Consider the following 26,449-nt stretch of genomic DNA (forward strand, 5'->3'; position numbering starts at 1 on the left):
AAAGTCTCTCGCGGATTTGGCCGATTACGCAGATGATTGCGTTTAAAAAAGATCTGCGTAATCTGCTAAATCTGCGAGAGATAAAAAATAAATATCTGTAAAAAAACTTTGCGATCTTAGTTAAGTGAAACGCCTTTGCGAACTTAAAAATATACATCAAGTTTTAAAAGAAAATCTTTGCGCCCTTTGCGTTTAAAAAAAGCAGATATTCAACAAATTAAGAAAGCTTAAAAAAAATGAGCAACAAAATAGTCACCTTCGGAGAAATCATCATGCGACTGTCGCCACCCGGAAACAGAACAATGAAGCAAAGCCACGAAATGGAATTCTTTTTCGGCGGAACAGAGCTTAATGTAGCCGCTTCATTGGCAACAATGGGTTGTGGTGTAAGACATATCAGCAGTGTTTCGGATGATTTTGTAGGAGAATCGGCGCTTTCTTTTGTAAAAAGCTTCGGAATTGATACTCATTTTATTTCTAAAAATGAACATCCTTTAGGGTTGTACTTTTTAGAAGTAGGATCGTCGGTTCGTGCGAGCAGAATTGCTTACAACAGATTGAACGGTTCTTTTGCCAATATTCAACCTGAAAAAATTGACTGGAAAAAAGCGTTGGAGGGTTGCCAATATTTTCATTGGACAGGAATCAGTCCCGGAATTTCAAAAGCTGCCTATGAAGCTTTAAAAGAAGGTTTAGAAACAGCCCGTGAACTGGGAGTTGAAGTAACAACAGATCCGGCTTACCGTTCCAATCTTTGGAAATATGGTAAAAACGGTAACAAAGTGTTGAAAGAACTGGTTTCATTATCAACCATTTTCATTGGTGGAGTCAATGAAATCAACGAAATCTTAGAAACTCAGTTTTCATCAGATAAAGAAGGCTTTTTACAGGCTTGTGAAGAATTGAAAAAGCAATGCCCATCTATTCATAAAATTTTCGATAAGGTAAGAGTCGGAGTTACGGCAAGTTCTCAGCAAACGCAGGGAAGAGCTTTGATCAACGGAAATTATTTTGAAACTAAATTTTTAGAAATCGACAATGTAATCGACAGAATCGGAACGGGAGATGCTTTTGCTGCAGGTTTAATTTACGGTTTAATCAATTTCGACAACGAAAAAGCATTGAATTTTGCCAACGCAGCCTGCGCCATCAAACATACTATTTTAGGAGATATCAATTACAGCAGTGCAGAAGATATTTTGGAAGTAATGGCTGGAAATTCTGGTGGAAGAATTAAGAGATAAATTGTTGCTGGTTGTTAGTTGCTGGTTGATAGATTCTCACAATTCTAAAGGATATCAAAATTTCATCATGGTTGTGGTCTTTTATAAGCGAAGCGGCTTTGTGAAACTAAAAGCAGTTAGTAGCAAATAAATCTTCGAGAACTCTGTGTTCAAAAAAGATTAAAAGACAAAAGCTTAATAAATACATCACACTAAAGGATGGATTTAATTCCATCAAAAATTATTTTTTAAACAAGATAATTAAAACAAAAATGACAAAAATTCAAACCGTTACCAACGCCATCATCAATCAGGGGATTTTGCCTTTGTATTACAATGCTGATGAAACGGTAACCATAGACATATTAAAATCACTTTACAAAGCAGGAATTCGTGCGGTAGAATATACAAGCCGTGGTGAATCTGCGTTGAGCAATTTCACCAAAATGGTAGAAATTCGTAATGCGGAAATGCCGGAAATGCTTTTGGGAATCGGAACGATTAAAAATTTACAACAGGCTGAAGAATATTATAAAGTTGGCGCAGATTTCTTCATCAGTCCGGGGTTTGTCGCGGAAGTTGCAGATTTTTTAATTCCAAAAGATATATTGTACAGTCCGGGTTGTATGACTCCAACAGAAATTATTACCGCAGAAGCGGCAGGAGTAACTTTCATTAAATTATTCCCCGGAAACGCTTTAGGAACAGGATTTATGAGTGCTATCAAAGACGTTTTCCCAAATCTGAAATTTATGCCGACTGGAGGTGTTGATACAACAAAAGAAAGTATTGAAAGCTGGTTCAAAGCCGGAGTAGCTGCAGTTGGAATGGGAAGCAAATTGGTAAGCAAAGAATTGATGGCGGCAAAAGACTATGCAACCATTGAAAATGAAACTAAAAAAGTTATTGAAATTATTCAGACTTTAAAATAATAATGACAAACGCAGAGAAAAAAACTTTGTGATCTTAGTTAAGTAAAACGCCTTTGCGAAATTAAAAACGATTAGTAGTCAAAAAAATCTTTGCACCCTTTGCGTTTAAAAAATCATTATTAAAACAAACACAACAAAAACTAACTAATTCTAAAATTAATATGAGTTCAGTTAAATCTTCAAAACCTACGAATTTCAGATGGACGATCTGCGTTTTGCTGTTCATTGCAACAACGATTAATTATCTGGATCGTCAGGTTTTATCATTAACTTGGAAAGATTTTATCGCTCCCGAATTTCATTGGAATAACAACGATTACGGGAATATCACCGCTTTATTCTCTATTTTTTATGCGATCGGGATGCTTTTTGCAGGAAAATTTGTAGACTGGATGGATACCAAAAAAGGTTTCCTTTGGGCAATTGGAATTTGGTCTATTGGTGCTGTTTTACATGCTTTTTGTGGAGTTGCAACATCGGGTATTCTTACTGGAAACTGGTTAGCTGGTTTTCACGGTTCTAAAGAATTGATCGGAACAGTTTCCAATACTTCGGCGATTATCAGCACGAGTGTTTCGTTGTTTGTCTTTGCACGTTTTGTGTTGGCCATTGGTGAAGCAGGAAATTTCCCGGCAGCGATTAAAACAACGGCGGAATATTTTCCTAAAAAAGACAGAGCTTTATCCACAAGTATTTGGAATGCAGGAGCAACGGTGGGAGCGTTGGCAGCACCGATTACGATACCTTTTATTGCAAAATCAATGGGGTGGGAATGGGCGTTTATCATCATCGGTGCGTTAGGATTTATCTGGATGGGACTGTGGGTATTTTATTATAAAAAACCTCACGAGCACCATAAAGTTAATGAACATGAACTGACGTATATTCAGCAGGATGTAGAAGATTTTCCGATTGAAGAAAATACAACAGAGACAGAAGAAAGAAAATTCTCTTTCAAAGAATGTTTCAGTCACAGACAAACTTGGGCTTTTGCTTTTGGAAAATTCATGACAGACGGCGTTTGGTGGTTCTTTTTATTCTGGACTCCGGCATATTTAAGCTCGGTTTATAAAATGGATTCAACACAAAGTGCATTCCCGTTATTCGTTCTTTACATGATTACTTTATTGTCAATCATCGGAGGATGGCTTCCAAAATATTTTGTCGAAAAGAAAGGAATGAACGCCTACAGCGGAAGAATGAAAGCAATGTTGATTTTCGCATTTTTCCCCTTACTGGCTTTATTGGCGCAACCTCTAGGCTCAGTTACTTATTGGATTCCTGTTTTGATTATCGGAATTGCAGGAGCTGCGCATCAGGCTTGGTCGGCAAATATTTTTTCAACCGTGGGCGATATGTTCCCGAAAAAAGCAATCGCAACCATCACCGGAATTGGTGGAATGGCAGGAGGAATTGGTTCATTCATCATTAATAAATCTTCAGGAGTTTTGTTCGATCACGCTCACAAAGCTTGGTCAACAGTTGATGGAACTCCGTTGCTGGAAAAATATCCTCAATATATAAACGAAAGATTACCTGATGGATTCTTCGAGCAACTAGAAAAATCAGGGTCAGTAGTGGTAGACGGAATTGATAAAGGATACATGATTATTTTTTCAGTTTGCGCCGTTGCCTATCTAATTGCATGGACAGTAATGAAAACATTGGTTCCAAAATATAAAGTGATTAAATAAGATAACTGAACCATTAAGGACATTTAAGAAGTTAAGAATGATTAAGAATTTGCAGGCAAATTTAAGTGCGGACTCAAGAAATTTATTTCTCTTAATTAATCTTGAACCCTTAATAAATATTAATGGTTAAAATATATGGAAAGTAAATAAAAACTTTGTGTGCTTATTTAAGTGAAACGCCTTTGCGAACTTAAAAATATACATCAAGTTTTAAAAGAAAATCTTTGCGCCCTTTGTGTTTAAAAACAGATTTAAATCAAGGCAAGCAACAATATTAGAAAAGATGGAAAATCAGATAAAACAAAAATTAAATCGTGAATTAAACAATTCTCAGGAAAAACTTCCTATTAAAATTGTACAGTTTGGTGGAGGAAATTTCATGAGAGGATTCACAGATTATGTAATTGATAAATTAAATAAAGAAACCAATTGGAAAGGTGGAGTTGTCAATTTACAGGCAACACCAAACGGCTCTATTCAGAAGATGGAAGAGCAGGACAATTTGTATACGCTGTTCACCAGAGGAATTAAAAAAGGAGAAATCCACGATGAAAAACAGGTGATTTCTGCGATTCAAAAGTCAATTAATCCTTATGCAAATTACGATGAATTCTTAGCTTTGGCGAAAGAAGAAGAATTAGAATTTGTATTTTCAAATACGACTGAAACAGGAATTGCTTATGATGAAACAGAAGTTTCCTACCAAGGTCCGCATAAGAATTTCCCTGCGAAAGTAGCTGTTTTGCTTCACGAAAGATTCAAGCATTTCAATGGGGCAGAAGATAAAGGTTTAAGAATTATTCCTTGTGAATTAATTGAAGACAATGCTTTTGCATTAAGAGATATTATCATTAAATACGCGCAGCTTTGGAATTTAGAAGAATCATTTGTGCAATGGATTGAACAAAATAATTATTTTCATAACACCTTAGTAGACAGGATCATTCCGGGTTATCCGAAAGACGATGTAGAATCTTACGAAGATCAGCTGGAATATGAAGACCAAATGATGGTTGTTTCGGAATGTTTCTTACTCTTTGTCATCCAGGAAGCCGGAAATTTGAAGGAAAGAATTCCTTTCGATCAAATCAACGAACAGATTTTGGTAGTTGATGATATTCAGCCGTATCGCTTGAGAAAAGTAAGAATCCTAAATGGCGGTCATACTTTGATGCTGGCTCCTGCAATTTTATCAGGAAAGGAAACGGTAAAAGAATCTATCGATGATGCATTTGTCGGTAAATTTTTAAGTGAAACGATCTTTAATGAGGTCAATACTACCTTAGGTTTAGATAAAACGGAATTAAAAGATTTTGCGGAAGAAGTTTTCGACAGATTCAGAAATCCTTTTATTAAACATTATCAGGCAAGTATCGCTTTGTATTTTGTTTCTAAATTTAAAGTAAGAATTCTTCCAAGCTTGTTAGGATACGTTGAGATCAACAAAAAGTTACCGTTGAATTTGGTCTTTTCTTTAGCAAGTTTAATCAGATTCTATCAGGGAAATTTCGGTGAAAAATCGTTGCCAATTAATGATGAAGAAGCTATCGTTGCTAAATTCAAAGAAATCTGGACAAACGAAGATTACGGAAAAGTTGCAGAACTGTCATTAAGTGAAACAACTTTCTGGGACACAGACCTTACTCAGGTGGAAGGCTTGAAAGATGCAGTGGCAAAAGCTTTGTGGGAAATAGATCACAACGGCGTGGAAACTGCATATCACAACTTTATACAATTTTATTCTTAGAAAAAATGCAAAAGAAAGTACTGAAAGTAAATCCTAAAGACAACGTTATTGTAGCGCTGTTGGATTTGCCCGCCGGAGAATCGGTACATCTTGACGGTACAGATTATACGGTTGTAAAAGATATTAAGGCTAAACATAAGTTTGCTGCTGTAGATTTTGAAGATGGCGACCATGTTATTATGTATGGCGTAATCGTTGGAAAAGCGAATCAGTCCATCAAAAAAGGTGAAGTCATTACGACTGAAAATGTAAAACACCAAAGTGCAAAAGTAGAAGGCAAAACCGCTACTTTAGGCTGGACTCAACCGAATGTTGATAAATGGAAAGACCGCACTTTCATGGGCTATCACCGTGAAGACGGACAAGTGGGAACTGAAAACGTTTGGCTGTTCTTTCCTCTGGTATTCTGCGAAAACAAGAATATCGAAACATTAAAAGATATTTTTGAAAAAGAATTACTTCACGATAAAGCCAGCAAACATCAGCTTTTATTACGATCATTATTAAATGGCGGGGCAACTGATGTTGTTGAGGAAGAAAAAGAAGAAGATACTAGAGTATTTAAAAATATCGACGTAAGATTCATCACACACCAGGGTGGTTGTGGTGGAATTCGTCAGGATGCCGAAGCATTGGGAAGGCTATTTGCAGGATATGTGAACAATCCTAATGTTGCGGGAGCAACGGTTCTTAGTCTGGGCTGTCAGAATCTTCAGGTGCAGATTTTTATGGACGCACTTCATGCTTTGGCTCCGAATAACAAAAAACCGATTGTTGTTTACGAACAGCAAAAATCAGGAACGATCGATGAAATGTTGACCGGCGTGATCAAAGATTCTTATGAAGGCATTAAACAAGCTAACAATATAGAAAGAAAACCTGCACCCATCACCAAACTGAATATTGGTTTGGAATGTGGCGGATCAGATGGTTTCTCCGGAATTTCTGCAAACCCTGTTTTGGGTGAAGTTTCTGATATTATGGCGGCAGTTGGCGGAACAACCATGCTTGCCGAATTCCCTGAATTGTGTGGAGTAGAGCAGGAGTTGGTCAATCGTTGCATCAATGATGAAGACGGTGTAAAATTCCTTAAACTGATGCAGGATTTTGAAAAATCAGTCGTTGCTGCAGGTTCAGGTTTTGATATGAATCCGTCTCCCGGAAACATCAAAGACGGTTTAATTACCGATGCGATGAAATCCGCTGGAGCAGCCAAAAAAGGCGGTGCAGCTCCAATTGTAGAAGTTCTTGATTTTACAGAATATGCCACAAAACCAGGACTCAATCTTTTGTGCACACCCGGAAATGATGCCGAATGTACCACCGCTTTAGTGGGTTCAGGGGCGACAGTGGTTCTTTTCACAACGGGTCTTGGAACGCCAATGGGAAATCCAATTTCTCCGGTCGTAAAGATTTCATCCAATACAGTTTTAGCAGAAAAAATGCCGGATATTATTGATTTTAATGCAGGTACGGTCATCAGCGGAGATAAAACAATACCAGAAGCAGCAGATGAACTTTTGGAATACATTATTAAGGTCGCAAGCGGCGAAGTAAAAACCAAAGCCGACCTTCTTAATCAAAACGACTTCATTCCTTGGAGAAGGGGTGTGAGTTTGTAAATTAATTTAATAATTATTGTTTTAATTATATAAATATTAGGGTTGAAAATGCTTCTTACTTTTGTAAGGAGCATTTTCTTTGGGATATAACTTAAAATTTTTAATGATATTAGGCAATTATAAAAAATTAGATTGTAGATTCGTAGTATTGAAAATTCTATTTCAAAAATTATGAATTTAAGTTTCAAAAATAATATAGTAAAAAGAATGTTGATTTCACTTGTCATTATTGCCGCCCTGATTCTGGCATTTGTTTTTTATCAGAAAAAAGTTCGTTATAATCTGGTAACGATTTCGGAAAATAAAGTCTACAACTCTGGAGCTGTTCCTCCTGAAAAATTGGCGGGTTTTGTTAGTGATCACAAAATAAAAACCATTGTAGATCTTCGTGATGGCTTGGTGCAGACCAAACTAAATCCAGAGACAAAAGAGCAGGTGAACGATGAAGAATTCGCAGCAGATAAAATTGCAGGTCTTCATTATTTTAATCTGCCTACCGATCAGATTCCTCAAGACAGTACAGTTCAGAAATTTTTGAAAATAATGGATGATCCCAAAAACTATCCAGTCCTTATCCATTGTCATCACGGTGTTGGTCGTTCGCGCCTGTTCAGTTCAATTTATAGGATTGAGTATGAAAATTTCAGCAACGAAAAAGCCAGAGCCAATGCCCGTGAGTTTTGGGAATTTGGTACTAATTTTTCAAAAGATTCACAGAAAGGAATTTATCTTACAAATTATAAGAAAAGAGAAAAAAAGTAACTATTTTATTAGTAATTTTCATCAATAGGAATGGTTTTTAGCCCGTTTTAACTAAAACGAACAATGATTGGCTTTAGCCAAAAATTCTATGAAATTGATTAATATTCTTTATTAGAGTAACAAATTCATCTGAAATGATAGATAACGACATAGTAAACTGAAGCGTTAAGAAAATTAATTCTGAAAACATTAAGAAAATTTTACTGCTCGAAGCATAACACAGATGTTAAATCGAAGAACAAATTTAGTTATCGTACAAATTTTAAAATTTTTAGTAGACAGAAATAATTTTTATCATTCAGATTCTAAGTCTTGAACTTTTATTGTAAGACAAAAGAAATTACTTTCTTTTCGAAGACTTCCTAATAAAAATTTGTGGTGCTAAAACCACCTTTTTCTCCGTAGAAACTCCCGACCCATTTTCTTTTACGCTTTCAAGAAAGACCTGTCCCGCCATTTTACCCATCGTCACGGGAGTTTGATCTACCGAACTCATCGGAAGCTCCATAAATTGGGTGAAAGGTTCGTTGGAAAAGCCGATAACAGCGACTTCTTCAGGAATTTTAATCTTCCGTTTTTTCAGTTCCTGACAAGCGCCCAATGCAGCAAAATCACTCGAAGAGAAAATCGCATCCGGAGTGGATTTCTTTACCCAAAGTTTTTTGATGGCTTCAATTCCTGCATCGATCGAACTTCCGGTGGTAATGATGTTTTCTTCTTTTACACTTAAATTATGATCAATTAAAGCCTGTTTATAGCCGTTAAGACGGTTTTGGTAGATTTCAAGATTTAAATCTCCTGAAAAATGACAAATATTTTTATAACCTTCGTTAATCAAATGTTCAGTCGCAATGTAACCGCCTTTGTAGTCATCAATTACAACTGTGCTGATTCCCGCAATATCTTTTTTTCTGTCAAAAAATATAATCGGAGTGTTGGTAGTATCCAAAATACTTTGAATATGTTCCGTATCCACAGTCGTCTTGGATACCGACATAAAAATCCCGTCAACCTGCGCGTTAAGCAAGGTGTTTAAGTGTCTTTTTTCAATATTTACATCTTCATGACTTTGGCAGATAATCACATGATAACCAAACGGAGAAAGCTCTTCTTCAATTCCACGAATGACGGACGAGAAAAAGTTGGTATTTACGAAAGGAACGATGATTCCTACGTTTTTGGTTTCACCACTTTTGAGGGCTTTGGCAAGATTGTTCTGCTTATAGTTCATTTCTTTCGCAGTTTTCTTTACCAGATCTTTCGTTGCCTGGCTTATTCTTGGGTGATCGTTAAGTGCTCTCGAAACAGTAGCCACACTTACATTTAGTTTTTTCGAAATATCGTATATCGTGGCACTTTTTTTATTCATACAAGTTTTTTTGAAGCTGTTTTTTACCAAAAATTTTGGCTGATTGTTGACGTAAATTTAATCAAATTATATCTACAAAAAAGGAAATTTTATGTATTTTATACAACATTGTAGAAGATTAAAATTATATTAAACCAAAATTGTAGATAAATGCTTAATTATCTTTTATTTATATTAGATAATACTTAAATTAAAAACATGATATTTATCGAATATCAAATGGATTTTTGTCTTAAAAATGAAAGCTTGTCATACAAAACGGAAGCTTAATCTAACCAAAAAAAGACACCGAAAATCGATGCCCATTAATTATAAGTATTGATGTAAAAAATATTTACTTTTTCCAAAGTTTTTCGATCTCCTCCAAGATTTTAACAATATATAATTAAACCAAAACTGATGCTTAAAGATTTATTTGAAAAATGAAAAAGGCCTTCCAAAAAGGAAAGCCTAACAATAAAAAATAATCAATTTAAATACAAGAAATAAATTGAGTGTGCGATTTACTCTTTCATCCAAATCATCATTTTCTTCACTTTATATTGAATGCTGATGTTTTGAATGCAGTTTTTTGAGTTTTTATTTAATCGTAAAGCAGAAATTTTAATCTTTTTACCCATTAAGTTTTGACAAAACTGATCGAAAGGCATCAGTTTCTGATCATTAATGACAACCGGAATTTCAAAATTTCCACATAGATAATCCTTAAAATCATCCTTAGTTTTGGCTTGTGCAGCCACTTGGTTAAGCAATAGCTGAAATTGTTCATTAGAAATCTCAGGTGCTTTTTTCTCCGCAATCACAGAATCTTTTTTCGACTTTGTTCGCGGAGAAACAGGAATGTATTGCAACATATCTACCATCGGATCTTTCTGCGCTTCGCCTCTTGGTAAAGAAAATGCGACATGAGGCTTCTCAAATTCATACGATTTGATGTCTATTTTTTGCTTGGCAGTGATGGTTTTCGGAGCGACATAAATGGTTTTTACAGCAGTATGTTCAATATCTCCGTTTACAATCAAGGTGATTTTTTTATCTCCAACGGATTTAAATTTATAATTCGGTGTTTTTCCTAAAGCATCGGTATTGGAAGTCTCTCCAAAACTCCATTCCCAAGATTCACCACCTTCTTTTACTGCATCAAACTGCACATTTTCTCCTACAGTAACAACCGTTGGTGAAATAATCATTGGCAAATAGCCTGTTTCCTGACTAATACTTGTAATGGTAATTGGTTTTTCGTGTACACAATTTCCATTAATTTTTAATTTAATGATATAATCTCCAGGCTTTTTATATTTATGAAAAGTAATTTGTCTTTTATCAACAGCGGTACTATCACCGAAATCCCACTCCCAACTTTTCGCACCTTCTGTATTATCCTGAAATTCAACAACACGGTTGATAACATACTCATCTGCATGTACCAAAAACTTAGCATTCTCACAATCGACATGACGTGTAAATTGATAGATAAGGAGTAAAAGACTTGCAATGAGCATTATGCCAAAACAGATATAGATCTTATAATCTACATTCAAAAAAAATGTGCGACTGTTTTTTTTCATCGTAATTAATTTGTGTTTTCGCAAAGATATTCAGGATTTTTTTATTGACAAAAATAATTTATTAAATTTTTAATTATCATATAGAAAAATTTATATATTTGCACAAACACAAATGAAAAAATGAAAAATAACACGTATTTATATGTATTTGTTGTGTATGTAATATTTTATTCATGCGGAACTAAGAAATACATTAAAGAAATTCCTTATAAATATTCTTCTGATGAATATTTTAAATCTAAACAAGAGCAAGAGAATAAAATAGATTCCATATATTCTGTTGTAAACGATAATTCCGAAGGTTTAAGCGATGATATTTTAAAAATTAAAGAAAAATATTCTATTATCATGGGCGTAATGCCTAAAGATATTCAGGATTATAAATTGTATACTTATATCGATCAATGGCTTGAAACTCCCTACAAAAAGCAAATGCTTGAGAAAAATGTGGGTGTAGATGCTTCTTATTTTGTACAATCCTTGTACAGTGATATTTATGATCAAACCTTTTCTAAAACTCCAGACGGAATTTTCCGCTCAAAAGATATTCAACTTTTTACGGGAAGAGCTTTTTTACAGGAGGGTGATATTATATTTTTCAGATATGACAAGGCGCATCCTATTTCGGATGTTGGAATTTATCTGCACAATGACCGAATTGTAGCGTGTACTGAAAGTGGTCTTAATATTTACAATTTTAATGATCCTTATTTTCAACTGAGATATGTAGCGGCAGGACGTTTAAAGCAAAAATAACCATGGAAAACTTGCAGACTCTCATTTCCGAAATCAATGCTTTAAAATATGATATAAGAGCAGAGGTTGTGGTAAATGATTTACTCAAAAATAATGAAATCGGAGAAAATCAATATATCGTTCAAAATGAAGGACAGTTTTCCCGTACCTATCGTTTTGATATTTTGGGATCTGAACTTGTGGATTTTGACTACGATAGCAAACAGATTTTGCAGTTGAATCTTTCCCGCGACAGTATTTATGACATGCTTCCGGAAAATATTTCCCACGATGCAAAAAATGATGCTCCTGAAAAAGATGTTGATGTGATGATTAGAGAATATCAGACACAGAAAAAACAACAGAGAACTACCCGAAATTTTTTTCAACCTTTTGAAAATGAAATGTTCAGGTATGGAGTGGAAGTGAAAAATTTTGAAAACAATTTTTTATTTGAATTAAATAGCTATCTCGCTCCTGAGATGTTTTATGATTTCTGGGGAATTGATAAGAATCTTCCACCGCTTTTGGTTTCTAAATTTATCAGATTGCTTCCTTTTGCTTATAAAATTGTAGGTGACATCGATTATACCTGTCATATTCTTTCGGTTTTGATAGAAGAAGATGTAAATATTTCATACAAAGGACATCATAAATATTCGGATGAAGACCAAAATATAGAATTGGGGATGAGTCGTTTAGGATTGGATTTAATTGCGGGAACAACTTATGATGATTATTCTAATCATCTGGATATCAGTATTGGTCCATTGAGAAATCAATCTTTTATAGATTATATCCATGATGGAAAAATGAAAAAATTCATTGAAATATTTTATGATCATTTTTTTCCACTTGAAGTTGAAATCAATACAATAATTCTTCTTCCCAAAGAAAAACAGGATTTTGAATTTAAAACGACAGAAATACCAATTTTAGGCTATAATACACGAATTTAAAAAACACAAATACAAGCACTAATGAACATTAAAAAATATTTTATTAATCTTTTAGACCCCAAACTTTTGGTGATGATTTTCATCGTTTTGGCGCTTTGTGTGATTCTTACGATGCTTTTTAGCCAAAAAGTTCCTGATTTTAAGCAAAAATTTAAAGGAAAATATTACACTTATGTATTTTCTTTTGCCTTTGTTTATGCAGTAATTGCCTTACTTGGCTATAATAAACTTTTCTCTGATGAGAATATGTATGAATTTATTTTTTATCAAATAAGTTCGCTGGTTCTGGGGATTATTCACTGTTGCCTTTACAGAAGCGTTCTTCAGAAATTTAATTCAAAAAAAACAGGAACGGAATATCTTTTTGCTTTAGTAGCAGTTTGTTTTGCCTTGATCCCTTTTTCGCTGATTTATACATTTTTAAATGGTTCAGATTTCGTTTATCTGATGTTGGGACATTTTATTATTTTCTTTATTCCGACATTTTTGAATGATACTTTCAATCGAGCAATGCTAATTCCTCCAAAAATTTATAAAACATGGCAATTTCCAGAAAACTATATTGAATTAGCCAATCTTGAAGATGAAGAAATGAGAGATCTTGTAGTTTTCAGTTTTTTGATGGATAAAGATAAAGAAGCAACAAAATACAGCACTTACCGAGCAAAAGGTCCTACAAGAATCGACTTTGGAAAACTATTCTACACTTTTGTGGTCGATTATAATGAAAAGCATTCTGAAAATCCAATTGAAACGGAAGATGAAAATGGATTGTACAATTGGGTGTTTTTCCTTCAGCCAAAATGGTATGAAAGCACAAAATATATCGATCCGGAACTCACTCTTTACATGAATGGAATTGAAGAAAACAGTGTTATTTTTTGCATGAGAACAAAAGACGTGATGAATGAAAAAAAAGAATTGAAAACGGATTTTGAGTACACACAGAAAAAACAAACAGAAGAAAACGCCAATTAAAAAAATACACCCAAATGATAGAAAAACTAAACCATTTTCCGGTAAACTGGATTGATGGAATGAAAATCAATAAAACGCACTTTAATGCAGTTCAGGATTTTATGAATGATTTTATTCGCGATTCTGTAGGGATTCATACTTCTATGATTAACTACGGATTGTTGCCTGTAAATGATTCAATAAAAATGAATCTGATTATTGATAATCATAAATTATTAAGAGTAAAAGTCGATCAATGTTATGCGATTACGCCAAACGGATCTAGAATAGATATCGGAGAAGGAACTGCAGATGCGATGTCTTTGTCGCTACCTTATCCCGAAGCTGTTTATGAGATAAAAGAGAACGAAAGCTTTGTGCTTTTTGCCTGTCTTTCGGTCAATCATTTTAAAAGAACTCCCTTTGGAGAGCCGGATCCGGAGGAAAACCCTCCAAGATATCCTTTTACTCAGCCAGAATATTCACTGAATTTAATTCCTGAAACTGAACTAAAAAATGTATTAGGTTTTGGTTCGAATTATTTAACGATCGGAAAAATTTTCGTTAATGCTAATGAATCACGAATTGATGATAACTATATTCCACCATCGGTTTCTGTATCAAGTCATAAAAGATTACAGGAATTATTTGTCGAAATTGATCGTTTTTACGGGCAGATTGAATTGTATTCTGTACAGATTGCACAAAAAATTTACGGTAAAAAACAAACCAATGCTTTGGCGCAAATGATGGAGCTTTTGACAGACAAAACATTGAATTATTTAGGAAAAGAGATCAATAAATTCCGGTGGATGTCACCCCATATAGAACCTGCCCATATGCTTTTGTCGGTGGTTGCGATGGCAAGAACAATCAAGAATTTTATCGATGCAAGATCGGGTGCAGGCAAAGAAGAACTACTGAATTATTTTGCAGAATGGTGCAACGTCAGTCAAGGAAATTTTGAGGTAATTTTTTCAGAAGTTATCAATGCAGAATACAATCATAATCAGATGGATCTTGTGATTGCAAAAATTGTAAAATTCATGAAAACTTTGGAGGAATTATTTTCTGTTCTCAGCAGATTAGATTACATCGGGAAGAAAAAAGACGGAAGTATTTTTGTTTCCGAAAATACGGATGACCGAGATGCTGTGATCCATTCAAAACGCAGCCGAACTTTCTTAGCAGATTAAAAATTAAAACACAAATATTATGGAAGTACTTAATAAAAGAGAACGATCGAAAGCATTTTCTATGTTCATATTATTCTTCATGATAACCATTATTATTTTGATAACAGCGATTTTATTTAATGCATATTTTCCCTTTAAAGAAAATAGTTTATTAAAATCTGAAAACGCTAAAATGAAAAAAGAAATGGAAACTCAGGACAAATTTTCCTTTCAGTTGGAAAAAGTAAAGGCAGCGACAGACTCTATCGGAACACCGAATCAGAATGATTTTTTTAATGAAAAATTGGCGTTGTCAATTCTTGCGGATATGTATAAACAATTGCCCAAAGATACTCTGAAAAATAAAGTTTTGTACAACAACGCTATCATTGGATATAAAGATCTTATTGATGCTAAAAAACAAATTAAACAACTTTCCGGAAATCAGATGACGATGGATAGTTTAAGCTCAATCAATAAAACTTTGAAAGCAGAATATGATAAAATGAAGACCGATCTCGAAGTTTGCAGACAGCTTTATCAGGCACAATAAAATATTGGTATGAAAAGGTTTAAAATCATTTTCTTTTTCCTGATTTTTTTTGTGTTTTTTCTGAAAGCGCAGAAAGTTTCCTCGGATTCTACATTTGTGCGTTTCGATTGCGGAATTGAGCAAACGAAACAAAAGCTAGATAAAAAGTTTTTCGCCAGCACGATGCCTTTACATTTAAAAATTAATAATGAAAAGCATACTTACGGGACATTGCAGTTGGGAAAAAGAAAGAATAAAATATTCATCTATTTACAGATTTTAGCGGATAATGTTTGTATTAAAAAAGATAAAAATGTAGATGTCTATTTTAAATCAGGGGAGATTATTACGCTTCAAAATGACTATCCTTTAAACTGTGAAGGTTTTTTTGCCAGACAATTGAAAAAGAAGGAATTAGAGAATTTGAAAGGAAACGAAATTACAATGGTCAAGATTTATACATACAAGAAGAATTACGAATTGTATGTGACTGATTTTGATAATTATAATATTGATAATCAGATTGATTGTCTTTCCGCTTATCAAGTGAAAAAATCGGATGAGGTTAAAATTAAAAAAGAAAAATAATAACCATGAGTCCGCTTCCTGAATTGAATTTAAATCTTGGAATATCAAAAGATAAACACTCTGTTTTCCATGCGAAGGAAGACGGAGAGATTATTGTTAGGTCAGATTCCGGTTTGAGGAAATATACCATTTCTATGATTATTTCTGATCAGGAAGTTGGGAAAATTCAATTGAAATTCGGAGATCACAAAGTGGAAATTCCAACCTATAAAATGGTGGTAACAGATGATAAAACAGAAGAAACAACGGTTTATCAGGTAACTCGAGATACTTTACAATTTGTAAAATCTAAAACAAAGAAAAGTTGGCTGTCTTTTTTAGGGTTTAAAAAATTTGATAAAACTTCATATCTCTATGAAAATATTTCTTTTGAACCTGAACTGGAAACGGTTGAAAATTTTAATTTATCAAAATACAGAAGTTTATCCGAGAAGAGTTTAAGTTATAAATTATCCGGAAACGGAGAAAATGTAATGTTGTTTGCAGGTGAAATTAATGATTTTAAAAAGCCTGAAGATATCTCAAAATATTTCATGATTGTCGATCAGAATAACGGAATGAGCTTCATCGGAGACATTTTGTACCGAGAAAAATTGTTGAAACTGACTCCAAAAATTGAACTGCAAATCATTAAAAGGAAAAATATTCCAAAGAATTTTGAATTTGATGAAAAAGGAAAAGCACGTAGAGTAATTTATTTATAAAAACACAACATCAAAAAGTATAATCATGAAAGGAATTTATTATAAAATACCGATTGATTTCGGAGCAATTACAGAAAGAAAAGACGCAGAAAAAATTTCCATTGATAATTCTATTGCACAACAAATTTTCTTGATTGCAACAACTTCTTTGGACGAGTGCAAGTTCGATGAATCTTTCGGATCAGAGATTTGGGAGATGGATTTTGATCTTTTGAAAAGCGATAATCAGTTGAGAGAATTTATTACAAATTCTTTAAAAAAAGCAATTGTAGCGCATGAAAAACGTCTTCAATTATCTGATGTTGATGTTTATATCCATGATGAAAATATTGGTAGATTAGGAAAAAAGCGAATGAAAAAACGGGTAAATATTGCTGTAAAAGGCATGGTTTTGGAAACGAACCGTCCGTTTTTATTTCAGAATTCATTTTTTGTAGGACCGTTGTCATATTAAAATATTGTGATGGACATTTTTATAAAAACACATATCGTGAAAAAAGGAGAAACGCTTGAGGAAATCGCGACGATGTACGAGATTCCCGAAGTGACGATTCTTCGTGATTTTCATAATAAAATGGTTCCTGATCATAGAAACTGTATTGGATGGGAAATCGATTCTGGGTTTGAGTTGTTTGTGCCGCAAAAAGAGGATATTTTAAAAGTTTTGAATGCAAGAAAAAACAGAGTTCATGAACATTTTGAAAATCAACAAAAAATACTTTTAAACCGAAATTTTATTTTCCCTTTTTGGAAAGGAAGACACGTTTATAAAATTGAAATTATAGATGAAAAAGGTGTTCATATTTTCATTTTTGAAATTGAACATTTGAAGGAAGTAGACGAAATGTTTTTCATTAAAATCAATCAAAAAGGATTAAAATTTAATGATGAAGATCTTGATAATTCTGTCGAAGAAATGGCTTCTGATATTAATAAAAATTTCTTTCCTGTAGAATTGATGATGAATAAAAAAGGGGAAATTGAAAAAATTAATGAGTTACCAAATCTTCAGAAAAACTGGAAAAATAATGCCTCAGATTTGTATGAGTTTTATGAAGGTGAGATTGGAAAAATGTTTTTAGATGAAATTCAGTGTAGGCTTTCGGATAAAGAGAAACTAAGGCAATTTTTGAATGAAAATCTACTTTGGATCTTGGTGCTAAATTCTTACTTAGGATTTTATGAAAATGGAATTAGCGAAAAGAAAATCAAATTGTTGAATTGTGATTTTAATGTAATTCATAAAGTTTTACAAAGCGAATTGCAAGATCAGATATATACAATTTCACAGGAAATATCGAGACAAAATGAAGAAAATGAAATGGTGGCTGAAGCAGAATATCGATTTAATTTGAAAACAAATATTCTACAATGTGCAAAAATAAAATTGAAAGACTGGTTTGAAAATTTAAATATCATCATTACACAAACACAATAATATGGGTGAAAAATATTTAGTCTGTCAGGGAGCGACCTGCTCTTGCAAATTTGGGACTGTACCGGATAAATTGAAGGTAAAGACCCAAACGAAAAGATATATTAATGACAAAGACGGGAGCTATAAGCTTACGGCTACTCACAAAGACATTGGAAAGACTTTTCAGAACAATACTTTCGGGACTTGTTCTAAAATGAATAACAATCTTTGTCAGGTCACAGTAACCGAATGGAGTGGTTTTTATGAAAAAATACTGATCGAAGACAACGGCGGAAAAGTATTGCTGGAAGATAGCAAAGCGACTTGTCCGGTTGGAAGCAAAGACTGTATTACCATTATAAAACACGGACAAACTGTGGAGTTGGGAAAGCAGAATCTCAAAAATGTAAGTTCGTTGAAAATTCATTTAATGAGTCCTTTAATGAATGTTGATGAGGTTTTGGATGATTTGCAAGAACATGAAATAGATGCTTTTTAAAATATAAAATATGTTGAAAAAAGGAGTCTACAGAATAGCAGGAAATACATCACCCAAAGTGGGTGCAGAAACGTTGTACGCGATTGCAGAATGGTATCCGGATACGCCAATTTTGGAGAGAAATCCTGCAAAAGTGACATGGGAATTGTTCCGAAAAAGGAATGATGGGAAATTTACTTCTACAGGTATTAAAAAGGTAGGAATCAGCAGTTTTACATTTGGTGAAAAAGCTTGGAGATATACTTATAAATTAGAGGCTTACCTCCATACGCCGGAAGGCAAGGAACCGATGGCGTTGATTATTAATCCTCAGCAAAGTAAAGTTCCGAAGATCAATAAAGTTGAACTTTATTATGTGGATGATGCAAAGGGAAATACATTTAGTTTCTTTGAAAAGCTTGTTGCAAAGGCACATTGCGTGAATCTTGCCAATGAGGAACTCATTTTTACCCTCTGGGAAGATGACGCAAAAGGTGACGGACATGATCCTAAAAATCTTTTTGTAGCCAGTAAATCCGCCAAAGTAAAAGTAAGCAATGGTATTGCCACAGCAGAATTTACATTAACGGAAGGCTTCATGAAAAAAGCAATGAGAGGTGAACATGACGGGCAATTGGAATTTTATGTGACGGTAGAATATTTTAAAAATAAAAAGCATGAATCTGAAAATGTAACCGTAAATAATCCTCTTTACAAAAAGGCTCAGGAAGTAAAGCATAAAGCGCCTGTTCAGGAAAAGAAACCTGCTCAACATCAACCGAAAGTAAAGGGTTCTCCGGCTGAGCAGAAACCTAAGAGTAAGAAAGAGGAGAAGGGGATTATTGATAGATTTAAAGAGCTTTTTGATTTTGCTGAAAGTAAAAAGGCGACGGCGACTAAGGATAAGGATCCGAATAAAAAAGTGCCTAATACAAGTAAGACGGTTACGGTAAAAGATCCGGATAATGGAAAAGAGAATAAGACCTGTGTGTGTAAAGAGTATGGTTTGATTTGGGGAGGTCATGAAAAAATGACTTGTGAAAAAAGAAAAAAAGTTGTTGAAGTATGTAAAAATATTTGGGGTGAAAATCAAAAGATTGAAAAAGCAAATATGTTGATGGCGATTATGCATTTGGAAACTGCAGCTTCTTTCGACCCTTCTAAAAAAGGGATTAGTAATGGTGGAACTAAATATATTGGTTTAGTACAATTTAGCGCTACAACAGCAACAAGTTTAGGAACAACTTATGATGCATTAGGTAAAATGACATTTGTTGAACAAATGAATTATGTAGAAAAATATCTGAAACAAAATAAAGATAAAATGAAGACATTAGTTGATTTTTATCTTCAGGTATTGAAACCCTCTGATGTTGGTAAAGGAGATCAGCCAAATCATGCTGTATTTGATGAAAGTATTTCTGTTCCTGATGGAGACGGAAATAGTACATCGAAAGAACAAAGAAATATTAATATCACGAGAGAGCCTTGGGTTACTAAATATGGATATTCTTCAAACGCTACATTTATGGTAGAGAAGGACGAATATACGAAGCGCAGAAAATGGGTATATTCTAGACAAAAGTATGAAGAACGTTATGGTTTTCATAATGGCAAAACTTACGTTTGGGAGATTGATCAGATTTTGAAAAAGAAGCATTATACTCCTGGAGAAGGATCTAAATTTAATAAAGAATGTGACAATATAGTTGAAGAAAAAAAGAAATCTAATGGGAAATATCCATCATGGATAGATGTTGCTATTGCAGAGGAGAAGAAAATAATAAGAGAAGCTACCCATTGCCAGTATATAATAGATGTTTATGAAGCTAGTACAGACAATTATAAATTAACTAAATGTACAGGTTCACGCTCCGAAGCAGCATGGTGCGCGACTTTCGTTAATTATTGTTTAGAAACTTCTGGACATCAATCTCAACAAGATCCTGGAGCAATTTGGTACAAATCTGTAAATAGAGTTAAGCGTAATAAAAATGGACCTTATGAAACAGAAGAAATTTGGGCGACCAAGCATACTACAATGTATATGGGAGGAATAGTTGTGTGGTTAAACAATGGTCATACAACATTTGTGGTAGGTATTGATAAGAGTAATACAAATAATTATTTGTTTCTAGGTGGAAATCAGGATGATGGTGTTCGTTTTTGGTCTATGCCCAAAACGAAAATTCATCCATTTTGTTTAATTCCCATTGATTATAATGGAGAATTAATGCCGTTAGAGGAAATTGAGCCATCTGATTTGAGTTCAGATGCAATAAAATATAAAGAAGGAGGTAAAACAACATAAAAAAATAATAATGAAAAAAATATTTATAATATTAATATTGGCATTTTCCTATGATCAATTTTACTCTCAAAATGTTTATGACTATCGGGTAAAAACTACATCGAATGCTAAAGATAGAGCAAAGATATTAGACTTGGTAAGAATTGAACTTCAAAAAAACTATGATCAAAAATTCGTTTTTGTAGTTAATAAATTAAATGTCTCCGCAGGGTTTGCTTGGTTTGAAGGTTTCGTACATAAAAAAGATGGTGGAAATATACTTTTAGAACCTGGTGAAGATAATCATATAAATGCTTTATTAAAATTAAAAGGAAGCCAATGGAAGATTATAAAAATGGAAACTTTTATTAAAGAAGTAGATTGGGATGATTTTTTTTATAAAACTCAAGCTCCTAAAAAAATCTTTCTATAATTAAACAATGGATAAAGTATAACAGCTCTGCCTTAATATATAAAAATATGAAAGCTAAATATTTTTTGATTTTTATATTTATTCTGAACCAATGTCAAGAAAAGGATAAAATAAAAAAAATTATTCAAGAAGTTATATCTCTGAAAATTTAAATAAAATGCCTGAAAATATATTAAAAAAGCAACTTGAAGCAGGACAATATTTGAAAGAAGATGGTTTAGATCCAACTTCAAAATATTTATATTCCTTAGAAGATTATAATATTGCGAGTAATGAAATAGAAAAATTTTTAAAAAGTAACATGTTTAAAACTGAAAATTTTGAGGAAAAAATTTTTTCCATTTTCGGTATTAAAAATGATAAAAAATTAGTTTCCATTTTTTTGGATTCACCTTGTTCTCCAGATGAAACAATATTTTATGCTTCCGATGATGGAAGTGGGATTATGAGTAGCTATAAGCCTGTTCAAATTGATTTTGGAAGGAAAATCTTATTGGAAGCATTTTATATTCCTGAAGTGATTGATTATCGGAATGAATATCCTTATTTACTTCAGGCAGAAAAGAAAATGTCTAACAAAATAATAATAGAGGGAACTTCATATACGATAAGTAAATGGATGGATGATAGTGAGCTTCTATTAAAACAACAAAAAAATAAACATTTGATTTTCGCCCGCAACAAATACCTTTTCAACGACAGCAAAGCAGATTTCGCATGGCTAAAATTTAATGATATTCCCTTTCTTGAAAGTCTGGTAAAAACTTTCGGATATGTAAAAGATAAAGATCTTTTGACTTTTGTTTTAAAAAATAATTACAAAAAAGAAGAAGAACTAAGCAAAATATTATGGAACAAAAAATGTAATGGTGAGATAACGGTCAATAAAGAGGTGTTTGATTTAGTCAAGAAATGGCCTACAGAAGATCGACATACTTTTCTTATGTATGCGCTGTTTGTTGTTCAGAATATGAAAAAAGATTTTGAATCCGATTCTGAATTTAACTTCTCTCAAAAAGCTAGATTATTAGGACTGATTTCTTACTATGCAACACAAATCGGAAATATAGATAATACTTACGCATACAGCTTCTTTCCAATGTTGAGCGGTAAAAACTATGATGAAGAATTTAAGAAAAATAATTATTACAATATTCCTGATTTCCAAGAAGTATATGAAGAAGCACGGACAGGAGGTGTAAATACAGATAATTGGGTACAGCCGGATATTACCAAAAGTGACTCTCATGAAACTATTAATCAATATGTTGATAAAGTTTTACGAATCTATGACCGCGCAGACTTCAACAGTTTCTCAAAAGAAATACAACCCAAAGGAGAATTAGAATATGTAAATAAAGTCAATGGTTGGGATTTTATAAAAGTAGATGGAACAGTAGGTTATATTCCTACTGAAGAACAAAAGGAAGCATTCGCAAATAAACCAAAAAGAAAAGATAGTTTCTTGGCGGATGATGAACCGAAACCGATGAAGAAGAAAGGTTTTTGGGATAGTTTGTTTGGGTAATGATTAATTTATGAAGTTAATAACATTATATATCACAGTATTTTTTTACCTATTTATTGCATGTAATGGACAAACTAATAAATCAAAAAAAGCTGAATTAGATATGGAAGAAAATGAAACTGAATTTTTAGAAAAAATATTAAATAAAGAAGGATATGTTCTAAAACAAGATGTCTTTGATCAAAAAACAAAATCTTTGTTAGGACTGTCAACAGATACTTTAGATATAGGATATTCCAACATATATATTAATGGAGAAGAATCTGATTATGTAATTTCTAAAAAAGGTAAATTTATAAAGCTTGGTCAAGATTTATTGCAAGATCTTGATTCAATAGAATACCAAGTTCTAACACAGAAAAAGGCTTTGCCCTACATTAGTGATTTTATTTGCCTAAACAAAATTATCTTTAATGATGACCTTACATCTATTCTTTCAATCGTTAAAAATAAAGACTTAGCATCCGATATTGTTGTACTATTCAATTATGAAAAAAATGATATTTTGATAGATACAGCTATAAAAAATTTGGATCAAATTAATGAACAACCAGCTTATTATATTAAATCGTTATTAGTTTATAATGACGTAAATAAAAATAATCTAATTAGAGAGAAATTGTTAAAAAGAATAGCTGAAAAAGATATTTATATTATAACAAGTTTAATTGATTATTTAATGAAGAATGACTCCAAAATAAAAATCAATGAAGAATGGAAAACAAAATGTTATGCTCAATTGATGAATTTTTTATTAGAATATGATTTAAAAGAAAATCATCTCGATTTAAATGATAGATTGGGTTATTGGCAATTAGAAAGATTATATAATCACAATAAACAATTAGAGAAAATATTTTCTAAAAATAAGTTCTATGATTTTCCTTTGCTAAAAGAAGCTACAAATGATTATAATGTATTATCAAGCGATGATAGATCCGAAAATAATGAACAAAATTATATTATCCAAGATCCCGACGGCTACACCAATCTTAGAAAAGAAAAAAATACAACATCAGAAGTTCTGCAAAAAGTAAAATCAGGAGAAGAAGTTGATGTTTTAGACAACACAGGAGATTGGTGGAAAGTAAAAACGCAGGAAGGAAAAACAGGATATATTCATAAAAGCAGAATAAAATCTTATAATCATTCTGTTTCAGTTTTAAGAATCTACGACCGCTCAGATTTCAACAGTTTTTCAAAAGAAATACAGCCTAAAGGAGAGGTTGAATATGTAAATAAAGTAAACGGTTGGGATTTCATAAAAGTAGATGGAACAGTTGGTTATATTCCCACTGAAGAACAAAAGGAAGCATTCGCAAATAAACCAAAAAGAACAAATAGTTTCTTGGCGGATGATGAACCGGAACTTATGAAGAAGAAAGGTTTTTGGGATAACTTATTTGGATAAATTTTTAAAAACTCAAACACAAATGAATCAAGAACGCATAAAAGACCGAATTCTAAGACGCGCTGCCCGACTTTGGGGGTACAACGAGCTCGAAGCAGAAACATCATTCGACCCGATTGTAAGTCTGTTGCTTTCTGCGGTGGCTTCCGAATTGGAAAAGCTGGGCTTTGAGCTGGAAAGTTCAAAGTCAAGAATCATCGAGCGTGTATTGGAAATCATGTTTCCGGAAGAAGTTTCGGGTATGATTCCGGCGAGAACGTTGCTTCAGGTGAAGCCTTTGGAAAACAATGCAAAAGTATCTTTATACAACCATTTTAAAGCAACAAAAAGGATTCATAACGTTTACAATCCTACTGAAAGTAGTAATAAAGACGTGTATTTCACACCAACTATAGAAGCGGTTTTAACGACGGCAAAAACGGAATATATCGCTTTTGGAAATGTTCTGAATCACATTGAAAGTTTCTTTTTTTCGGATACTATTGCTAGAAGCGAAAATCATATTCCGTCGGGTGAATTATGGCTTGGTTTGAAATGTCAAAACAAAGACAATTTGGAAAATCTGATGCTTTACATTGATATCAACAACAATTATCAGAAAGAACTTTTTTTCTATTATTTAAAACAGGCAAAAGTTTATTTTGGAGATTATGAAATTTCCCTTTCAGAAGGTTTTAACGTAGAAAGTCAGGATTTGAATCTGGAAAATATTATCACTAAAAATTATTCCGATCTGGAGCAGATTTACAATAATGTGAATGAGTATTATTTTCCAAATTATTTTACGTTAAAAGGAAAAATTAGACAAGACCAAAAACCCGAAAAAGAAGAGCTTTTTACAAAATATTTTATCAATAATAAATTGTCGGAAGAAGATGATATTATTTGGTTGAAATTTAAATTTTCCGAAGCCATTGTTGGTGAAATTTTGGAAAATGTTCATATTTCTCTGAATTGTATTCCGGCTGTTAATATCAACAATACAAGGTCTTATCACAGAGTTTCCGGAAGATTGAATATCATTCCGATTGTTTCTGAGGACAGCTTTTTGGATATTGATTTTGTAAGCGATGACAACGGTAGAAGATATGATGTGAAAAACTATAATGCTGAATCGGAAAATATTTCCGTGGTTTTGAGAAAAGGTGGAATTTCAAGATTCGATCAAAGAAGCGCTTCCGAACTTTTGCAATATATGTTGGAGTTGGTGAAAGATGAAACGGCAGCTTTTGCAGGAATTGGCGCAGATTCGGCGAAGGAAACTTTGAGACAGATCAGCCAAAATATTGCAGCGCTTCATCAGTTGGCGAAAGAGAAAAATTTTTCACAGGCAAACAATCCGTATTTGTTGATTACTTCAGATTCTCAGGATCAGGAAATCACATGCAGTGTTTCATATTGGCTCACACTTGCAGAAGAAGGCAATGATATGAGACCCGGAACTGTTTTTTCTGTTGAAGAATCAGAAAATTCTGTCCTCGACAAATCCGCAGTAATGATCGTTGCATCAGTCGGAGGTAGAAAAAGTCTTTCCTCAAAAGATAAAATTTTAGAATACAGAAATTCACTTTTGACAAGAGGCAGAATCGTTACTGTTGCCGATATAAGAGCTTTTGGAATGAATCATTTTAAATCTGCCATTAAAAATATTGAAGTAAAAAAAGGAACGAAGAAAGAAGTCTCATTAAAAGGAGGATTTAGCCGCACGATAGATATTTATTTGATTAAAAATGAAGCAACAACACAGAAGATTGCAGACTCGGAATGGAATTATCTATGTGAAAGTTTTCTTCTTGATTTAAAGAAAAAGTCGGCAAACATTTATCCTTACAGACTTTTTGAACAATAATTAAAAACAATTTAAACACAAAATCTATGTTAATAAACAAAGGAATTGGTGGAAATGAAGTTCCACGCGACGCAAACGAGGCGATCACAGAGATCCCCCAAAACAGAACACTTATTGCCCACAAACTGACGGCAGATGATCCTGTAAAGCCTGAATTGGTGGAAGGTCTTACGACAATTGATAAAGTCTTTGAACATTTTAAACCTGAATTCAAAGTTGATTTTGAAGACTCAGACGGTGCGGTGAGAATGGAGAATTTAAGATTTAAAAATCTTGGAGACTTCGGAACGAAAGGAATTACAGGACAGAGTAAGTTTCTTTCAGGTTTGGAAACGGAAAAAGATCAGTATCAGAAGATCATCAAACAGCTTAAAACCAATAAAATTTTAAAGGCTGCACTGGAAGATCCGGAGGCTAAAAAGGCATTGTATGATACGCTGCAATCTTTAATTACAGAATTGGAAGAAAATAAATAA

General features: G+C 33.2%; 24 protein-coding genes. 22 read left to right on the forward strand and 2 right to left on the reverse strand.

The window, feature by feature from the left end; genetic code table 11:
- Positions 1 to 236: 236 nt before the first annotated feature.
- From ACKX2A_RS15335 to ACKX2A_RS15360, 6 genes are all read left to right on the forward strand, one after another.
- The gene (locus ACKX2A_RS15335; protein WP_415325623.1) at positions 237 to 1,244 is read left to right on the forward strand and encodes a sugar kinase; all 1,008 of its coding nucleotides are present in this window, start codon (positions 237 to 239) and stop codon (positions 1,242 to 1,244) included.
- Positions 1,245 to 1,495: 251 nt separating this feature from the next.
- Complete coding sequence (locus tag ACKX2A_RS15340; protein ID WP_415325624.1) at positions 1,496 to 2,155, forward strand: bifunctional 4-hydroxy-2-oxoglutarate aldolase/2-dehydro-3-deoxy-phosphogluconate aldolase; 660 nt, start codon at positions 1,496 to 1,498, stop codon at positions 2,153 to 2,155.
- Between the two features lie 161 nt (positions 2,156 to 2,316).
- The gene (locus tag ACKX2A_RS15345) at positions 2,317 to 3,849 is read left to right on the forward strand and encodes an MFS transporter (protein WP_415325626.1); all 1,533 of its coding nucleotides are present in this window, start codon (positions 2,317 to 2,319) and stop codon (positions 3,847 to 3,849) included.
- A gap of 283 nt (positions 3,850 to 4,132) precedes the next feature.
- On the forward strand, positions 4,133 to 5,596 hold the full coding sequence (locus tag ACKX2A_RS15350; RefSeq protein WP_415325627.1) for a tagaturonate reductase: 1,464 nt from the start codon (positions 4,133 to 4,135) through the stop codon (positions 5,594 to 5,596).
- A gap of 5 nt (positions 5,597 to 5,601) precedes the next feature.
- Complete coding sequence (locus tag ACKX2A_RS15355) at positions 5,602 to 7,218, forward strand: UxaA family hydrolase (RefSeq protein WP_415325629.1); 1,617 nt, start codon at positions 5,602 to 5,604, stop codon at positions 7,216 to 7,218.
- Between the two features lie 171 nt (positions 7,219 to 7,389).
- Positions 7,390 to 7,980: a dual specificity protein phosphatase family protein gene (locus tag ACKX2A_RS15360; protein WP_415325630.1), complete on the forward strand. Its 591-nt coding sequence runs from the start codon at positions 7,390 to 7,392 to the stop codon at positions 7,978 to 7,980.
- Between the two features lie 340 nt (positions 7,981 to 8,320).
- Here the strand turns inward: ACKX2A_RS15360 and ACKX2A_RS15365 are convergent, their stop codons facing one another.
- Together ACKX2A_RS15365 and ACKX2A_RS15370 are read right to left on the reverse strand one after the other, a co-directional pair.
- Positions 8,321 to 9,349 carry a LacI family DNA-binding transcriptional regulator gene (locus tag ACKX2A_RS15365; RefSeq protein ID WP_415325632.1) on the reverse strand — a complete coding sequence of 343 codons (1,029 nt, stop codon included), beginning with the start codon at positions 9,347 to 9,349 and terminating at the stop codon, positions 8,321 to 8,323.
- Between the two features lie 503 nt (positions 9,350 to 9,852).
- Positions 9,853 to 10,917, reverse strand: coding sequence for a PKD domain-containing protein (locus ACKX2A_RS15370; protein ID WP_415325633.1), 1,065 nt, complete (start codon positions 10,915 to 10,917; stop codon positions 9,853 to 9,855).
- 120 nt (positions 10,918 to 11,037) lie between these two features.
- On the opposite strand from ACKX2A_RS15370, the gene ACKX2A_RS15375 reads away from it, so the two are divergent.
- The 16 genes from ACKX2A_RS15375 (at position 11,038) to ACKX2A_RS15450 (ending at position 26,449) form a co-directional block, all read left to right on the forward strand.
- The gene (locus tag ACKX2A_RS15375; protein ID WP_415325635.1) at positions 11,038 to 11,673 is read left to right on the forward strand and encodes an NlpC/P60 family protein; all 636 of its coding nucleotides are present in this window, start codon (positions 11,038 to 11,040) and stop codon (positions 11,671 to 11,673) included.
- A 2-nt stretch (positions 11,674 to 11,675) separates the two neighbouring features.
- Positions 11,676 to 12,611 carry a hypothetical protein gene (locus ACKX2A_RS15380; protein ID WP_415325636.1) on the forward strand — a complete coding sequence of 312 codons (936 nt, stop codon included), beginning with the start codon at positions 11,676 to 11,678 and terminating at the stop codon, positions 12,609 to 12,611.
- A gap of 21 nt (positions 12,612 to 12,632) precedes the next feature.
- Complete coding sequence (locus ACKX2A_RS15385) at positions 12,633 to 13,589, forward strand: TssN family type VI secretion system protein (RefSeq protein WP_415325638.1); 957 nt, start codon at positions 12,633 to 12,635, stop codon at positions 13,587 to 13,589.
- 14 nt (positions 13,590 to 13,603) lie between these two features.
- Positions 13,604 to 14,764: a hypothetical protein gene (locus tag ACKX2A_RS15390; RefSeq protein ID WP_415325640.1), complete on the forward strand. Its 1,161-nt coding sequence runs from the start codon at positions 13,604 to 13,606 to the stop codon at positions 14,762 to 14,764.
- Positions 14,765 to 14,783: 19 nt separating this feature from the next.
- Positions 14,784 to 15,296 (forward strand): type VI secretion system TssO, encoded by a 513-nt coding sequence (gene tssO / locus ACKX2A_RS15395; RefSeq protein ID WP_415325642.1) that lies wholly within the window; start codon positions 14,784 to 14,786, stop codon positions 15,294 to 15,296.
- Between the two features lie 9 nt (positions 15,297 to 15,305).
- Positions 15,306 to 15,863 (forward strand): hypothetical protein, encoded by a 558-nt coding sequence (locus ACKX2A_RS15400; RefSeq protein ID WP_415325644.1) that lies wholly within the window; start codon positions 15,306 to 15,308, stop codon positions 15,861 to 15,863.
- A 5-nt stretch (positions 15,864 to 15,868) separates the two neighbouring features.
- A complete protein-coding gene (locus ACKX2A_RS15405; RefSeq protein WP_415325645.1) occupies positions 15,869 to 16,567 on the forward strand; it encodes a hypothetical protein in 699 nt (232 codons plus the stop codon).
- Positions 16,568 to 16,592: 25 nt separating this feature from the next.
- Positions 16,593 to 17,021 carry a GPW/gp25 family protein gene (locus ACKX2A_RS15410; protein WP_415325647.1) on the forward strand — a complete coding sequence of 143 codons (429 nt, stop codon included), beginning with the start codon at positions 16,593 to 16,595 and terminating at the stop codon, positions 17,019 to 17,021.
- A gap of 9 nt (positions 17,022 to 17,030) precedes the next feature.
- Positions 17,031 to 18,005 carry a LysM peptidoglycan-binding domain-containing protein gene (locus ACKX2A_RS15415; protein WP_415325648.1) on the forward strand — a complete coding sequence of 325 codons (975 nt, stop codon included), beginning with the start codon at positions 17,031 to 17,033 and terminating at the stop codon, positions 18,003 to 18,005.
- 1 nt (position 18,006) lies between these two features.
- Entirely contained in the window at positions 18,007 to 18,483 is a 477-nt protein-coding gene (locus ACKX2A_RS15420) for a DUF4280 domain-containing protein (RefSeq protein WP_415325650.1), read from the forward strand.
- A gap of 10 nt (positions 18,484 to 18,493) precedes the next feature.
- The gene (locus tag ACKX2A_RS15425; protein WP_415325652.1) at positions 18,494 to 20,773 is read left to right on the forward strand and encodes a hypothetical protein; all 2,280 of its coding nucleotides are present in this window, start codon (positions 18,494 to 18,496) and stop codon (positions 20,771 to 20,773) included.
- Between the two features lie 10 nt (positions 20,774 to 20,783).
- Positions 20,784 to 21,185, forward strand: a complete 402-nt coding sequence (locus tag ACKX2A_RS15430) for a hypothetical protein (protein WP_415325653.1) — start codon at positions 20,784 to 20,786, stop codon at positions 21,183 to 21,185.
- A 157-nt stretch (positions 21,186 to 21,342) separates the two neighbouring features.
- Positions 21,343 to 22,713 (forward strand): hypothetical protein, encoded by a 1,371-nt coding sequence (locus ACKX2A_RS15435; RefSeq protein ID WP_415325655.1) that lies wholly within the window; start codon positions 21,343 to 21,345, stop codon positions 22,711 to 22,713.
- Between the two features lie 10 nt (positions 22,714 to 22,723).
- Positions 22,724 to 24,124 (forward strand): SH3 domain-containing protein, encoded by a 1,401-nt coding sequence (locus ACKX2A_RS15440; protein ID WP_415325656.1) that lies wholly within the window; start codon positions 22,724 to 22,726, stop codon positions 24,122 to 24,124.
- A 22-nt stretch (positions 24,125 to 24,146) separates the two neighbouring features.
- The gene (locus ACKX2A_RS15445; protein ID WP_415325657.1) at positions 24,147 to 25,973 is read left to right on the forward strand and encodes a type VI secretion system baseplate subunit TssF; all 1,827 of its coding nucleotides are present in this window, start codon (positions 24,147 to 24,149) and stop codon (positions 25,971 to 25,973) included.
- A gap of 26 nt (positions 25,974 to 25,999) precedes the next feature.
- Complete coding sequence (locus ACKX2A_RS15450; protein WP_415325658.1) at positions 26,000 to 26,449, forward strand: hypothetical protein; 450 nt, start codon at positions 26,000 to 26,002, stop codon at positions 26,447 to 26,449.

Origin of the sequence: Chryseobacterium sp. MMS23-Vi53, from assembly GCF_047651245.1 — a bacterium.
Lineage (GTDB): Bacteria > Bacteroidota > Bacteroidia > Flavobacteriales > Weeksellaceae > Chryseobacterium.

Bases quoted from the DNA above. Each gene is read 5' to 3' on its own strand.
- ACKX2A_RS15335 (WP_415325623.1), top strand. From the start codon at position 237: ATGAGCAACAAAATAGTCACCTTCGGAGAAATCATCATGCGACTGTCG.
- ACKX2A_RS15340 (WP_415325624.1), top strand. From the start codon at position 1,496: ATGACAAAAATTCAAACCGTTACCAACGCCATCATCAATCAGGGGATT.
- ACKX2A_RS15345 (WP_415325626.1), top strand. From the start codon at position 2,317: ATGAGTTCAGTTAAATCTTCAAAACCTACGAATTTCAGATGGACGATC.
- ACKX2A_RS15350 (WP_415325627.1), top strand. From the start codon at position 4,133: ATGGAAAATCAGATAAAACAAAAATTAAATCGTGAATTAAACAATTCT.
- ACKX2A_RS15355 (WP_415325629.1), top strand. From the start codon at position 5,602: ATGCAAAAGAAAGTACTGAAAGTAAATCCTAAAGACAACGTTATTGTA.
- ACKX2A_RS15360 (WP_415325630.1), top strand. From the start codon at position 7,390: ATGAATTTAAGTTTCAAAAATAATATAGTAAAAAGAATGTTGATTTCA.
- ACKX2A_RS15365 (WP_415325632.1), bottom strand. From the start codon at position 9,349: ATGAATAAAAAAAGTGCCACGATATACGATATTTCGAAAAAACTAAAT.
- ACKX2A_RS15370 (WP_415325633.1), bottom strand. From the start codon at position 10,917: ATGAAAAAAAACAGTCGCACATTTTTTTTGAATGTAGATTATAAGATC.
- ACKX2A_RS15375 (WP_415325635.1), top strand. From the start codon at position 11,038: ATGAAAAATAACACGTATTTATATGTATTTGTTGTGTATGTAATATTT.
- ACKX2A_RS15380 (WP_415325636.1), top strand. From the start codon at position 11,676: ATGGAAAACTTGCAGACTCTCATTTCCGAAATCAATGCTTTAAAATAT.
- ACKX2A_RS15385 (WP_415325638.1), top strand. From the start codon at position 12,633: ATGAACATTAAAAAATATTTTATTAATCTTTTAGACCCCAAACTTTTG.
- ACKX2A_RS15390 (WP_415325640.1), top strand. From the start codon at position 13,604: ATGATAGAAAAACTAAACCATTTTCCGGTAAACTGGATTGATGGAATG.
- tssO (WP_415325642.1), top strand. From the start codon at position 14,784: ATGGAAGTACTTAATAAAAGAGAACGATCGAAAGCATTTTCTATGTTC.
- ACKX2A_RS15400 (WP_415325644.1), top strand. From the start codon at position 15,306: ATGAAAAGGTTTAAAATCATTTTCTTTTTCCTGATTTTTTTTGTGTTT.
- ACKX2A_RS15405 (WP_415325645.1), top strand. From the start codon at position 15,869: ATGAGTCCGCTTCCTGAATTGAATTTAAATCTTGGAATATCAAAAGAT.
- ACKX2A_RS15410 (WP_415325647.1), top strand. From the start codon at position 16,593: ATGAAAGGAATTTATTATAAAATACCGATTGATTTCGGAGCAATTACA.
- ACKX2A_RS15415 (WP_415325648.1), top strand. From the start codon at position 17,031: ATGGACATTTTTATAAAAACACATATCGTGAAAAAAGGAGAAACGCTT.
- ACKX2A_RS15420 (WP_415325650.1), top strand. From the start codon at position 18,007: ATGGGTGAAAAATATTTAGTCTGTCAGGGAGCGACCTGCTCTTGCAAA.
- ACKX2A_RS15425 (WP_415325652.1), top strand. From the start codon at position 18,494: ATGTTGAAAAAAGGAGTCTACAGAATAGCAGGAAATACATCACCCAAA.
- ACKX2A_RS15430 (WP_415325653.1), top strand. From the start codon at position 20,784: ATGAAAAAAATATTTATAATATTAATATTGGCATTTTCCTATGATCAA.
- ACKX2A_RS15435 (WP_415325655.1), top strand. From the start codon at position 21,343: ATGCCTGAAAATATATTAAAAAAGCAACTTGAAGCAGGACAATATTTG.
- ACKX2A_RS15440 (WP_415325656.1), top strand. From the start codon at position 22,724: ATGAAGTTAATAACATTATATATCACAGTATTTTTTTACCTATTTATT.
- ACKX2A_RS15445 (WP_415325657.1), top strand. From the start codon at position 24,147: ATGAATCAAGAACGCATAAAAGACCGAATTCTAAGACGCGCTGCCCGA.
- ACKX2A_RS15450 (WP_415325658.1), top strand. From the start codon at position 26,000: ATGTTAATAAACAAAGGAATTGGTGGAAATGAAGTTCCACGCGACGCA.